The 13,512-nt window shown below is 63.8% G+C and carries 9 protein-coding genes; 3 read left to right on the top strand and 6 right to left on the bottom strand.

Going from position 1 to position 13,512, the window contains the following annotated elements; translation table 11 throughout:
- Nucleotides 1-200 precede the first annotated feature (200 nt).
- The 4 genes from ACS3WA_RS06765 to ACS3WA_RS06750 all read right to left on the bottom strand — a co-directional run bounded on the left by ACS3WA_RS06765 (nt 201) and on the right by ACS3WA_RS06750 (nt 4,497).
- Nucleotides 201-1,001 carry an FAD binding domain-containing protein gene (locus ACS3WA_RS06765; protein ID WP_438277774.1) on the bottom strand — a complete coding sequence of 267 codons (801 nt, stop codon included), beginning with the start codon at nt 999-1,001 and terminating at the stop codon, nt 201-203.
- A gap of 23 nt (nt 1,002-1,024) precedes the next feature.
- The gene (locus tag ACS3WA_RS06760; protein WP_438277773.1) at nt 1,025-3,364 is read right to left on the bottom strand and encodes a xanthine dehydrogenase family protein molybdopterin-binding subunit; all 2,340 of its coding nucleotides are present in this window, start codon (nt 3,362-3,364) and stop codon (nt 1,025-1,027) included.
- 80 nt (nt 3,365-3,444) lie between these two features.
- Nucleotides 3,445-3,930: a (2Fe-2S)-binding protein gene (locus ACS3WA_RS06755; RefSeq protein ID WP_438277772.1), complete on the bottom strand. Its 486-nt coding sequence runs from the start codon at nt 3,928-3,930 to the stop codon at nt 3,445-3,447.
- Nucleotides 3,931-4,197: 267 nt separating this feature from the next.
- The gene (locus tag ACS3WA_RS06750; protein ID WP_292612135.1) at nt 4,198-4,497 is read right to left on the bottom strand and encodes an HU family DNA-binding protein; all 300 of its coding nucleotides are present in this window, start codon (nt 4,495-4,497) and stop codon (nt 4,198-4,200) included.
- Nucleotides 4,498-4,690: 193 nt separating this feature from the next.
- On the opposite strand from ACS3WA_RS06750, the gene ACS3WA_RS06745 reads away from it, so the two are divergent.
- The 3 genes from ACS3WA_RS06745 (at nt 4,691) to ACS3WA_RS06735 (ending at nt 9,095) form a co-directional block, all read left to right on the top strand.
- Complete coding sequence (locus ACS3WA_RS06745) at nt 4,691-5,074, top strand: VanZ family protein (protein ID WP_438277771.1); 384 nt, start codon at nt 4,691-4,693, stop codon at nt 5,072-5,074.
- Between the two features lie 102 nt (nt 5,075-5,176).
- On the top strand, nt 5,177-6,559 hold the full coding sequence (locus tag ACS3WA_RS06740; protein WP_438277770.1) for a cation-efflux pump: 1,383 nt from the start codon (nt 5,177-5,179) through the stop codon (nt 6,557-6,559).
- A 211-nt stretch (nt 6,560-6,770) separates the two neighbouring features.
- On the top strand, nt 6,771-9,095 hold the full coding sequence (locus ACS3WA_RS06735; protein WP_438277769.1) for a PAS domain-containing sensor histidine kinase: 2,325 nt from the start codon (nt 6,771-6,773) through the stop codon (nt 9,093-9,095).
- Here the strand turns inward: ACS3WA_RS06735 and ACS3WA_RS06730 are convergent.
- Both ACS3WA_RS06730 and ACS3WA_RS06725 read right to left on the bottom strand, forming a co-directional pair.
- Entirely contained in the window at nt 9,092-12,055 is a 2,964-nt protein-coding gene (locus ACS3WA_RS06730) for a bifunctional [glutamine synthetase] adenylyltransferase/[glutamine synthetase]-adenylyl-L-tyrosine phosphorylase (protein WP_438277768.1), read from the bottom strand. The two genes, ACS3WA_RS06735 and ACS3WA_RS06730, sit on opposite strands and share 4 nt — an antisense overlap.
- Nucleotides 12,052-13,509: a sensor histidine kinase gene (locus tag ACS3WA_RS06725; RefSeq protein WP_438277767.1), complete on the bottom strand. Its 1,458-nt coding sequence runs from the start codon at nt 13,507-13,509 to the stop codon at nt 12,052-12,054. The genes ACS3WA_RS06730 and ACS3WA_RS06725 overlap by 4 nt, the downstream gene beginning before the upstream one ends.
- Nucleotides 13,510-13,512: the final 3 nt, after the last annotated feature.

Genomic DNA, 13,512 nt, shown 5'->3' with positions numbered 1-13,512 from the left:
GCTCCTGTCGCCCAAGGGGCCTTCGGAAAGAGCTTTGCCTTCACATTCGGAGAATCAAAGAATCACTCTGTATGTATGTATACTCACCTGATTAAGATCTACAGTCAATACATCTTTTGAAACATCGGCAAACGCCAACCGATCGCCGCAAGGCAGCGCCTTGAACGTGGTCCGCATAATACGAATTCGGATCGGCCGGATCAGTTCGCCTGCTGGACGGCGCGCTGGGCCATGACCTTGACCAGATTGGCACGATAGGCCGCCGATCCGTGAATGTCAGCGATCATGTCCGCATCAGCAATCCTGATCGCGTCCAGCGCCGATGGAGACCAGTCGGCCTTGAGCGCCGCCTCGATCGCGCTGACGCGCATCACGCCATTCTGCGACGCGCCCGTCGCGGCCACGCGGACGTCGCCTGCCCCGGTCTTTGCAACGAACACACCCGTCAACGCGAAGCGCGAAGCCGGATGACGCATCTTGGCGTAGCCGGCTCTTTCCGGAATCGGGAAAGCGACCTCGGTGATGATCTCGCCGTCTTCCAGTGCCGTCGTGAACAGCCCTTTGAAGAAATCATCGGCTGCGATCAACCGTTTGTTGGTCTTCACAGTTGCGCCGAGCGCCAGAACGGCGGCCGGATAGTCGGCGGCCGGATCGTTGTTGGCGATCGATCCGCCGATGGTGCCGCGATAACGAACCGCCGGATCGCCGAGCAACGACGTCAGATGCACCAGCGCCGGAATCGCCTTCTTCACATCGGCGTTGGTCATGATGTCATAATAGGTCGTCGCCGCCCTGATCGTGAGCGTGTCGCCGGACGCCTCGATACCGACCAGTTCCCTGATCCCGGCAAGATCGATCACGTCGGAGGGAGCCGCAAGCCGCTGCTTCATCACCGGCAGCAACGTGTGCCCGCCGGCGAGATATTTCGGATCGGAAGCCTTGGCGAACAGCGAGACGGCTTCGTCGATGCTGGCGGGGCGATGATAGGTGGTCTGATACATGGCCGCGTCTCCCTGCCCGCCGTTCAGCCGTGAATCGCGCGCCAGACGCGGTCGGGCGATGCCGGCATCGCGAGATCGTTGTTGCCGATGGCGTCGGCGATGGCGTTGATGACGGCGGCAGATGCGCCGATCGCACCGGCCTCGCCGCAACCCTTCACGCCGAGCGGATTGCCCGGACACTCCGTCATGGTGTGCTGGATGTTGAAGGACGGCAGGTCCTCGGCGCGCGGCATCGCATAGTCCATGAACGAGGCGGTGAGCAACTGACCGTTCTCGTCATAGACCGCGTGCTCCAGCAGCGCCTGACCGATGCCCTGGGCGAGACCGCCATGGACCTGCCCTTCGACGATCATCGGATTGATGAGGCGGCCGAAGTCGTCCGCCGCGACGAAGTTGACGAATGTCGTCTTGCCGGTGCCGGCGTCGACCTCGACCTCGCAGATGTAGGCGCCCGCCGGAAACGTGAAGTTGGTCGGATCGTAGAACGCGCTCTCCTTCAGCCCCGGCTCCATGCCGTCTGGCAGGTTGTGCGCGGTGTAGGCGGCAAGCGCGACCATCGGCAGCGCGATGGTCTTGTCGGTGCCGGCCACCTTGAACTGGCCCTCCTCGATGACGATGTCGTTTTCCGACGCCTCAAGCTGATGCGCAACGATCTTCTTCGCCTTCGCCTCCACCTTCTCCATCGCCTTGACGATGGCCGACAGGCCCACGGCTGCCGAGCGCGAGCCGTAGGTGCCCATGCCGAATTGCACCTTGTCGGTGTCGCCGTGCACGATCTGGACCTGATCGATCGAAATTCCGAGACGGCCGGCAACCACTTGCGCAAATGCCGTCTCGTGCCCCTGGCCGTGACTGTGCGATCCCGTCAGGACTTCTATGGTCCCGACCGGATTGACCCGCACCTCCGCGGATTCCCACAAGCCGACGCCAGCTCCGAGGCTGCCGACGGCCTTTGACGGCGCGATGCCGCAGGCTTCGATATAGCAGGACACGCCGATGCCGCGCAGCCTGCCCTCGCCCTTTGCCTTGGCCTTGCGCGCGGCGAAGCCGGCATAATCGATCGCCTTCATGGCGGCATCGAGCGACGCGTTAAAGTCGCCGGTGTCGTAAGCCATGATGACCGGCGTCTGATGCGGAAACTGGGTGATGAAGTTCTTGCGCCGCAGTTCGGTCGGATCGACCTTGAGCTGGCGCGCCGCGGTTTCCATCAGCCGTTCGACGACGAAGCTCGCCTCGGGCCGGCCCGCGCCACGATAGGCGTCCACCGGCGCGGTGTTGGTATAGACGCTGATCACCTCGGCGAAGATGTTGGGAATGTCGTACTGGCCCGACAGCAGCGTCGCGTACAGATAGGTCGGCACCGATGAGGAGAACAGCGACATATAGGCGCCGAGATTGGCATGGGTCTTCACGCGCAATCCCGTGATCCTGTTGTCCTTGTCGAACGCCATCTCGGCCCTGGTCAGATGATCGCGGCCGTGCGCGTCGGTCAGGAATGACTCGGTGCGGTCGGCGGTCCATTTCACCGGGCGGCCGGTTTTCTTCGCGGCCCACAGCGCCACCATCTCCTCGGGGTAGATGAAGATTTTCGAGCCGAACCCGCCGCCGACATCGGGCGCGATCACCCGCAGCTTGTGCTCCTGCGCGATATTGTAGAACGCCGAGAGCACGAGCCGCGCCACATGCGGATTCTGCGAGGTGGTATAGAGCGTGAAGTGCTCCTCGGCCGGATCATACTCCGCGATCGCGGCGCGCGGCTCGATCGCATTGGGCGTCAGACGATTGTTGGTGATGTCGAGCGAAACCACATTCGCGGCCGCCTTGAACGCCGCGTCGGTCGCGGCTTCATCGCCGAGCGTCCAATCGAAGATCACATTGCCCGGCGCCTCCGGATGAAGCTGCGGCGCGCCGCTCGCGACCGCCTCGCGCATATCGACGACGGCCGGCAGCTCCTCGTACGTCACCGCAACCGCTTCGGCCGCGTCGCGCGCCTGGTTGCGCGTCTCGGCGATGACGACGGCAACGGCCTGCCCGACGAAACGTACGGTCTCCGGCGCCATGGCGGGCCACGCCCCCATCTTCATCGGTGAGCCGTCTTTGGAATGAATCATCCAGCCGCAGATCAGGTTGCCGATCTTGTCGTCGACCAGCTCCCTGCCGGTCAGGACGGCAACCACGCCCGGCATCGCAAGCGCCGGCGCGGTGTCAATCGCGGTCACCTTGGCATGGGCGTAGGGGCTGCGCACGAACGCGGCATAGGTCATGCCGTGCAGGCGGATATCGTCGACGTAGCGACCCCTGCCGGTGATGAAGCGCTTGTCTTCCTTGCGTAGCGCGCGTGCGCCGATTCCCTCGATTCCCATTATTCGCTCCCTTCGGAGTGATGCCGCGCCTCTTCCATCGAAATACGGCGCGACCGGAGTTTCCTGAGCGGCCTGCGGGGTTATTCCGCGGCCTGCGCCGTCGTCATCCGGCCGGCGGCGTCGAGCACCGATTTGACGATGTTGTGATAGCCGGTGCAGCGGCAGATATTGCCTTCCAGCTCCTGACGCAGAATGTCCTCGGTCAGCCCCGCGCCATGGCGGCGCACGATGTCGATCGAAGCCATAATCATGCCGGGCGTGCAGAAGCCGCACTGGAGCCCGTGATTGTCACGGAACGCCGCCTGCATCGGATGCAGTTCGTCGCCGTTGGCGATGCCTTCGATGGTCGTGATGCTCGTGCCGTTGGCCTGCCCGACCAGAACCGTGCAGGACTTGATTGCACGGCCGTCGATATGAACGGTGCATGCGCCGCACTGGCTGGTATCGCAGCCGACATGTGTGCCGGTCAGTCCCAGATGATCGCGCAGCAGGTGAACGAGAAGCGTCCGGTCTTCAACCTCAGCCGAAACCGGCTTGCCATTGACCGTCAATGTGATCCTGGCCACGGGGATCCTCCCAGGCGATTTCTCATCGGTCAAATAGAACCACGCCCGGCGAACTTTGTAACTCCGATTTTCGTCCTATGCCCTTTCGCAGGATGTATGATCGTTCTGCCGCCGGTGCAGAGCGCGCTCGCCCTGCACGGGAATGTGATGATCGTGATGGTCTCAGGCAAAGTCCACCACGCCAGTCAGCCGCCGGAAGCCCGCTGCCAGCGAATAGCGACCAGACAGGGATCACCAAAAAAACAAGGGCCCCGAAGGGCCCCTGCATCACACCGCGTCTTTCGCAGCCTTGACCGGCCGCGCCCTGACGATCTTTCGGGCCGGCTTCGCCTTGAAGGTCATCGGCTCGCCGGTGAACGGGTTGGTGCCCTTGCGCGCCTTGGTCGCCGGCTTCTTGATAACCACGAACTTTGCAAAGCCCGGCAGCAGAAAGGTGCCGGTCTTCTTGAGCTCCTTGTAGCCTGTGGTCGCAAGCGCCTCGAGAACGCCCTTCACGTCCTTCTTCGATAATCCGGCCTGAGCCGAGACTTTCTCAACGAGCTGTGATTTCGTCATCTGGGTTGCCATCATCGATCCTGTCTGTTGATTCGGCCCGGAAAACAATATTTCGAAATACAGCCAAAAAAACACACCTTATGGGATTTATAACAGCTTACTTCGAGCGCCCCTCGCCGCGTCCGATCGTCCGCCCGGCACAAATCGGAGCGAGGCCGGGCCGTGCCGCCCTTTGCGCGAGGGCAAATCATGCTATGCGATGGCGATGAGGAATCTCTTCCGCTTATGCACCTTCGTCCTGATCGCGGCGGTCGTGTTCGCGACGCTCGGGCCGCCGCGCTATCGCCCGCACTCCCCGCTTGGGCAGGACGGTGAACACGCCCTTGCCTTCGTCCTGGTTGGCGTCGCCGTCGGCCTGGCATTTCCGCACCGGCGCCTGCTTGTCGCGCCGATGTCCGTCATGCTGGTAGGTCTGCTCGAGATCATGCAACTATGGGCGCCCGGCCGCCATGCGCGGCTGGAGGATTTCCTGGTCGACGCCGTGGCAACGTGTGCGGGCCTCGCGGTCGCTGCGGCGATCGCCTGGTTTGCCGCAATGGATCAAGATCCCGATCAGCGGCGGCTGGCGGCGCCGCATGGGCACATCTGAAATCGGAACAATTCGCAACGAGGAAGTCGGGCCGCGAATGAGTGGCAATTGCGCTGTCACGCGCGCTTTTATCCGGAAAGCCGGACTGCTAAACCTCCGCGGATGTCAGGTCTTGCCTCCAATTCCAAAACGAGGGTCGCCGCCGTTTCGATAGCCGCCAGCGCCAGCATGGCGGCGGTCAAGTTCGTGGTCGGCGTGGCGATCGGAAGTCTGGCGCTGATTTCCGAGGCGCTGCACAGTTCGGTCGATCTCGTCGCTACGGTCGCAACCTGGATCGTGGTAAGGATTTCCGACCGGCCCGCCGATGACGAGCATCACTACGGCCACGGCAAGATCGAAAGCCTTTCGGCCCTTGGCGTCATCGCCCTTCTCTACGTCCTTGCGGGCGGCATCGTGGTGCAGGCCTACGCCCACTTGCGCGATGGAGTGCCGCCGCCGACGCTCTCCGCCATTCCGTTCGTCGTGCTGGCGGTCGACATCGCCGTCAATTTCTGGCGTGCCCGAGCGCTGCACCGGACCGCGCTTGATACCCGCAGTCAGGCGCTGGAGGCCGACGCCCTGCACTTTGCTTCCGACGTCCTCGGATCGGTCGCCGTCATCATTGGGCTGGCGCTGTCCGGACTGGGCTACGCGTGGGGCGATGCCGCGGCTGCGATCGGCGTCGCCGTGCTGATCTCCGTGCTGGGTTTGCGGCTCGGACGTGCCACCGTGGAAACGCTGCTGGATCGCGCGCCGGAAGGGTCCGCCGAGCGGGCCCGCGCCGCGATCAGAACATTGCCGGGCATCATCGATATCGAGCGTTTGCGGGTCCGGATGGTCGGTCCCCGGCATTTTGTCGACGTGATCGCCAAGGTGCCGCGAACCTATCCGATCGACCGCATCGACGCCATCAAGCAGCAGGCGCAGGACGCCGTGTCCGCCGCTCTCGGCGATGCCGATCTGACATTCACCGCGATACCGGTCGCGCACGACAACGAAAGCGTCCGCGAGCGCATCATGGTCATCGCCCGCAATTCGGGGCTCGCGATTCACCACGTCACCGTGCACGACCTCGGAGAAAAACTGACGGTCAGCATCGATCTGGAGGTCGATGGCGACATGGCGCTGGTGGACGCCCATGCGATCGCACACCGGCTGGAGCATGACATCCGCCACGCATTCGGCGCCGACGTCGAGGTGGACACGCACATCGAGCCGCTGGAGCCGGAGCTTCCGCTCGGGACGGACGCCGCTCCCGCACGGATCGATGTCATCCGAAAGGCCTTGTCCGGTTTCGCCGAGGGCGGTGCGATCCATGACATTCACAATGTGCGCGTCCGGAACACCGATGCGGGCGAGATCGTCAACTTCCATTGCCGCGCCGCCCCGTCGATGAGCGTCGCCAGGGTGCATGACCAGGTCGACGCGATCGAACGCGCGTTGCGACGCGCCTTCCCGAGCGTCAAGCGCGTCATCAGTCACGCCGAGCCGCCGCGCGGAAGCTGATCGCTGTTGCAGGACCATGTTCTCGTTTCGGACTCACAAAAGGCGACCGCGAAGACTCCTGAAATCTCCATTGGACAAATTTATTTCGTATTAACGAATCGTTGACTCTCGACAGCATCAAAAAAGTGGATTCAAATCGCTGCGATTCGGAGGGGGCGGGGCTGCTCATTCCGGATCGGACGTAGGGAAATTTCTCACGGGGGCCTAAGGCATGGCGCACGCTCAGGCGGCGAGCGCTTGCGCTCAATCCGATTCAATCAAGGGATTGGCGCAATCGATCGCAAAACCGGCCTACCGCAGGCTATTGGTCGCCGAACCCGTGCTTCGCCGCGCCGTTCCCGCGCTGATCATCGCTTTCCTGGTTACGATATGCATTGGCGCCCTGGTGCAGGTCATCGATCAGACCCGGCAAAAGCAGGCAATGACGAAACACGATCTGCTCGCGCTCGCCGACCTGCTGGCCGAGCGGCTTGAGCACGTCGGAGTGATCCGCCAGGATCGCCCCGCCTCCGTCGAGCGCCTCCAGAATCTGTTGCCGGAACTCATTCCCTCGTGGGCGATCGCGCCCGGCCGCCATATCATCGTCACCGGCGCCGATCAGCGTGTTCTCGCGCGCGTCCCGCTCGAGGTGGCGCCTGGCGAGACCAGCCGAATTCTTGAACTCGTCAGCGTCGCGCAGTCGCCCGCGTTGCGCGGCACCTCGCCCGCGAGCATCACCGATATCGTCCTTCTGGATGGCAGCAGCGCGTTCGCGACCCAGCGCGTCGTCAGATCGTTGCTGGGCCAGGTCACCGTCATCCAGGAAAAAAACGATTCGATCTGGCGCCCGGATACGGCGCTCTCGATCACGCTGTCGGCAACGACCGGGTTCGTGGTCCTGATCCTGGGCTTTGCCTTCCACTGGCAATCCACCCGCGCGCGCGAGGGCGATCTCATCAACGACGCGGTCCGCTGCCGGATCGATACCGCGCTCAACCGAGGCCGATGCGGTCTCTGGGACTGGGATCTGTCGCGCGGGCGGATCTTCTGGTCGCAATCGATGTTCACCATGCTCGGCCTGGAAAGCCGCAGCGACCTGCTCACCTTCGGCGAGGTCAGTTCGCTGGTCAATTCCGACGACATCGACCTGTTTGAAATCGCGGACCAGCTCATCGCGGGAAAGATCGGTCATATCGACCAGAGTTTCCGGATGCAGCACAGCGACGGACACTGGATCTGGCTGCGCGTGCGTTGCGAGCTCGGTCATGGCGCCGGCGGCAGAGGCGCTCACCTGATCGGCATTGCCGTCGACATCACCGAACAGAAAAGCCTCGCCGAGAAAACCGTCGAAGCCGATCTGCGGCTGCGGGACGCGATCGAAACCATCCCGGAAGCCTTTGTGCTATGGGACGCCGACGATCGCCTGGTGCTTTGCAATTCCCACTTCCAGCGCCTGCACAAACTTCCCGACAGCGCGGTCGCTCCCGGCACAGCCTACGAGACCGTGATCGAAGTCGGCCGCATGCACGAAATCAGGGCACGACAGCCCGGGACCGGCACGGCCAATCCCGGCGGGCGGACATTCGAAGCGCAACTGGATAACGGCAATTGGCTTCACATCAGCGAGCGCCGCACCAAGGACGGCGGCTATGTGTCGGTCGGTACCGACATCACCCGGATCAAGGAGCACGAGCAGAAGCTCGTCGAAAACGACCTTCGGCTGCGGGCGACCGTCATCGATCTCAAACGGACGCAGGCAACACTCGAGCAACAGGCGATCGAACTCGCTGACCTTGCCCGGAAATACGCGGAGGAGAAGGATCGCGCCGAGGACGCCAACCGGGCAAAATCGAAATTCCTGGCCAATATGAGCCACGAGCTGCGAACGCCGCTCAATGCGATCATCGGATTCTCCGAGATCATGAGCAACGGTATCTTCGGAACGCTCGGCTCGACGAAGTACAACGAATACTGCCACGACATCCTGACCAGCGGCCAGTATCTGCTCGAAGTCATCAACGACATCCTGGATATGTCCAAGATCGAGGCGGGCCGCATGAAACTCGACATGGAGCCGCTCGATCTCTCCGGGTCTCTGGCGGAATCGCTGCGGGTCGTCACAGGCCGCGCGACGGACAAGAATCTGATATTCGACGTCAGGACCGACGACGACATTTCCATCGTCGCCGACCATCGCGCGGTCAAGCAGATCATCGTCAATCTGCTGTCCAACGCAGTGAAGTTCACGCCCGACGGCGGACGAGTTCTGGTGCGAAGTCAGATGCTCGAGAATTCCATCGCCCTGACGATCGCCGACACCGGCATCGGCATCGATTCGCACGCGTTGTGCAGGCTCGGCAAACCCTTCGAACAGGTCGAAAGCCAGTTGACCAAAACCCATGCGGGGTCCGGCCTCGGACTCGCGATCGCGAAGTCGCTCGTCAACCTGCATGGCGGATCGATGCGACTTCGTTCAAAGCCCGGAACGGGGACCGTGGTCCGCATCACGCTGCCGCTTCACGGCTGCCGCGAGCAACCGGCCTGTGCCGCAGCTTAAGTCTTGCCTTCCATCAGTCTGAGAAATACGCCGCGCACATCTGCCTGGGTATCGCGGACGCGCGCTTCGAGCGCCGAGAAGTCGGGAGCATCTCCGGCCCGCGCCAATACCGGCAGCAGATCGTCGCCCGCTGTTTCGGGCTTGAATTTGTCGCTGACGCAGAGCCGGAGAATCTGGGTCAGGTCGTGATAGAGTCGCGCGGCGGGCCGCAGAATTTCCGCATCCGGCAACGACAGGACACCCAGCCGCTGCGCGTTATCGAGCGCCTGCTGGGTGTTGACGCTGAGAATGTCCGGCTTGTCCGCCGCATGGACGAGTTGAAGATACTGCGCGATAAAATCGATATCGACCATGCCACCGGCGGCATGTTTCAGGTCCCAGATGTCCTGTTCGCCTTTTTCCAGCGCGATCGCGCGACGCATTTCCGCAACATCGCTGGCGATGAGCCGGGCATCACGCCGCCGCGTCAGAATGGTCCGGATGACGCGCTCTATCCGGGCGCGAAACGCCGGCGACGACGAGATCACCCGCGCACGCGTGAGCGCCATGTGCTCCCAGGTCCAGGCCTCGTGCTCCTGGTAGTCGGCGAACGAGTCGATATGCGACGCGACAGGGCCGGCTCGCCCGGAGGGGCGCAGCCGCATATCCACCTCATAGAGAATGCCGTAGTTGGTCCGCGTGGTGAAAGCGCTGATGAGGCGTTGGGTGAAGCGCGCGAAATATTGCGCGCCGTGCAGCGACCGCGCTCCGTCCGAGTCCGGATGTTCGGAATCGAAGTCATACAGCAGGATCAGGTCGAGATCGGACGACGCCGTCATCTCGCGGCTGCCGAGCTTGCCCATCGCAACGATCGCGGTCTCCTGCCCCGCGATCCGGCCGTGCTGACCGGAGAACTGGTGCCTCACCAGGCCATGCACGGTATCGACGATGCCCTCGGCCACGTCGGCGAACACGTGCCCCGCCTGCCGCGCCGACACGGTGCCGGAGAGGATGCGAGTGCCGATCAGGAACAGGCTTTCCTGGCCGAACAGCCGCATCCGGTCGAGAAACTCCTCGTAGGAATCGGCGTCGGCGAGTGTAGCCGCCAGCCGCGCAGACAGTTCCTGCCGGTCGGGCATGGCGCCGAAGAAACGCGGATCGATCAGCCCGTCCATGATCTGGGGCCGGCGCGCCAGCATGTCGGCGAGCCGCGGCGCCGCTCCAAGCACGAGCGCGACCAGCGCAACGAGATCCCTGTTCTGGCTGAGCAGCGAGATCAGCCGGCCGCCGCGCTGCAGCGCCTGCAGGAACCGATCGAACGCCATCACGGCACTGTCCGGCTCCTCCGCGCGCGCCAGGCCGTCGATCAGCGTGGGCACGAATGCCTCGAAGGCGGCGCGTGTCGCCTCGACCTTAAGGACTCGATATCCACCAGCCATCCATTGCTGGATGGTGCCGGCGACCATTCTCGGCTGCCTGAAGCCGAGCTTCGACAGATGATCGAGAAGCCGCGCATCCTCAGGTCCGGAACTGTAGTCCACCGACGGCAACGTCGCGGTGCCCGCCGGATCGCCTTCGAACAGCCGGCTGTAGTGTCCCTGCACGCGATCCAGGTGCACGAGCAATTCGGCGGCAAAACCCGCCCGATCGTCAAACCCGAGAAAGCGCGCGAACCGTTCCATCGCCTCGGCATCGGCAGGCAACGTGTGCGTCTGCTCATCTGCCATCATCTGGACCCGATGCTCGACCTTGCGCAAAAACAGATAGGCGGCGGTCAGTTCGCCCCGCGCCTGTTCCGTGATCCAGTTGCTCGAGGCAAGAATGTTCAGCGCCTCCAGCGTCGGACGCACCCGCAATTCGGGATGCCGTCCGCCGGCGATCAACTGCTGGGTCTGTGCGAAGAACTCGATCTCGCGAATGCCGCCGCGACCGATCTTGACGTTGTGGCCCTCGACCGCAATCTCGCTCTGCCCGCGAAAGGTCTGCATCTGCCGCTTCATGTCGTGAACGTCGGCAAGGGCTGCGAAATCGAGATGCTTGCGCCAGACGAAGGGCGATATCTCCGCGATCATGGCGTCGCCAGCCTTGCGGTCGCCGGCGCAGGGCCGCGCCTTGATCATGGCGGCGCGCTCCCACGTCCGCCCTTCCCGCTCGTAATAATCGAGCGCGGCGGCGGTCGAGACGGCGACCTGCGTCGAGGCGGGATCCGGCCGCAAGCGCAGGTCGACCCGGAAGACATAGCCGTCGCCGGTCCTCTGCTGCAGCATGCGCGCCAGCGACTGCGTAAGGCGCACGAAGAACGGCTGCGGCTCGATCCCGGGCGCAAGCGTCGGCGCGGCGAGATCGAAAAACACGATCAGGTCGATGTCGCTGGAATAGTTGAGTTCGGCCGCACCCATCTTGCCCATTGCGAGCACCACGAGGCCGCTGCCGTCCTCGGGCCGCTCGATGTGGGCAGGCTGCAGGCGGCCCCGCGCCATCTCCTGCCGCAACAGGAATCGCAGCGCGCTGCGGACCGCGGCACCGGCGATGTCGGTCAACCCCGCCGTGACCTGCATCACCGGCCAGATCCCGCCGATGTCGCACAGCGCGATCAAAAGCGCTGCCTCCGCCTTGACGGCGCGAAGCCGCCGCATGGTCTCGGCTTCGTCGCCGGACTCCGCCGCTGCCGATATCTCCGCGATCAGTCGCGCCAGATGGCCTTCGGGCTCGCCGCGAAACAGACGCAGCGTCCGGTCCGGATCGGCGCGCATCAGGTCGAAAAGATAGGGTGACGACTCCGCGACGCCGAGCAGGATGGCCTGGACCAGGGGAAATGCCGCGGTCAAAGCCCGCATTGCGCCGGATCGCTCGGGCGTCAGATCGGACAGCCAGTCTTCAAGGCGGCGTTCGGCTTCGGCGCGCGCGAACACCTTTGGACCGTCCGCAAGACGCGCCGCCAGACAGGCCCGGTCCGCGTCGGCCTTCGCGGATGAAATCATGCGCCAATCTGTTGCACGTCCGGCGTCGGCGCCGCAAGCCCCTCACCGTTTCGCGCCGGGATCGACAGCGTCGCGCGCAAGCCAGGATGCGCATCGTCGAGCGTCAGATCGCCGCCGTGCAACGTGGCCACCGCCGATGCCAGGCTCAGGCCGAGGCCGGACCCCGGCAGCGTCCGGCTGGTCTCGAGCCGCACGAAGCGTTCGACGGCGTGCTTGCGGTTAGGTTCGGGAATCCCGCAGCCGTGATCGGTCACCGCGAGAATGATGCGGTCGCCGTCACGGCGGGCTTCGATCAGGATGGTTTTGTCGGCGGCGGTCGCGTCCGCACCGAGCGGCTGGGCGGCCGCTTTCGGCTGGCCGTATTTGATCGCGTTCTCGACAAGGTTTGCCAGCGCCTGGCTTATGAGTTCGCGATTGCCATGCACCGGCGCAGGCTCGGATCGCACGCTGAGCCTCAACCCGTTGTCTTCGGCCAGCGGCTCGTAGAGCTCGTGGATACCCTGCGCGACGTCGGCGGCGTCAAAATCCGCCATGTTGTCGCGCGCCTGTCCCGATTCCGCCCGCGCGATCATCAGGAGCGCGTTGAAGGTCCGGATCAGGCCATCGGATTCCTCGATGGTCTGTTCCAACGCGGCGCGATAGTTCCCCTCGCCGGAGTTGGCGAGCGCTTGCTCGGCGCGATTGCGCAGCCGCGTCAGCGGCGTCTTCAGGTCGTGGGCGATGTTGTCGGAGACTTCCTTCAGCCCGTTCATCAGCGCTTCAATGCGTTCGAGCATCGCATTGAGGTTCTCCGCAAGCCGGTCAAGCTCATCGCCTGAGCGGCCCACCGGAAGCCGTCCGCCGAGGTCGCCAGCCATGATGCGCTGCGTGGTTCCGGTCATCGCATCGATCCGGTGCAGCACGCGGCGCGCCACGAAGATGCCACCGCCAAGTCCGAGGATCACGACGATCAGAAGCGACCACTGCGCGGCCGAAGCCACGACGCCGAAGATGCGATGACGCTCCTCAAGGTCACGACCGATCAGCAGGCGAAATCCATTGGACAGCTCCGTCACATTGACCAATGCGAGATGGTCGGTCTTGTCCTGCTCGTCGAGCCGGCGGTACTCCGTCTCGCTCCAGCCGGTGGTTTCCATCACGCCGGGCTGAAGCGAGCCGACATTGCCGGCGACCGCCAGTCCGGCCGGCGTCGTCACCAGGTAAAGATTGGAGCCCGGCCGCAACGCGCGATTCTCGATCGCGAAGACAAGGCCGCGCAAGCCGCGCCGGTTGAATACACCGGTGAGCAAGCCGATTTCCTCGCCCACCGTCGCCGTGATCTGATCGGTGATCAGGCGGCGGGTATTCCAGGCGAAGTATCCGAGAAGGGAAGCCGCGAACAGCGCGAACAGCAGCAGATAGACCAACGTCAGCCGAAACGCCGTGGTACGGAACAGCTTACCGAACGCCGTCACCGG

This window comes from Nitrobacter sp., assembly GCF_051535235.1.
Classification (GTDB): domain Bacteria; phylum Pseudomonadota; class Alphaproteobacteria; order Rhizobiales; family Xanthobacteraceae; genus Nitrobacter.
The sequence above is the reverse complement of the archived record's forward strand: the minus strand, read 5'-3'. Positions and strand labels throughout refer to the sequence as shown.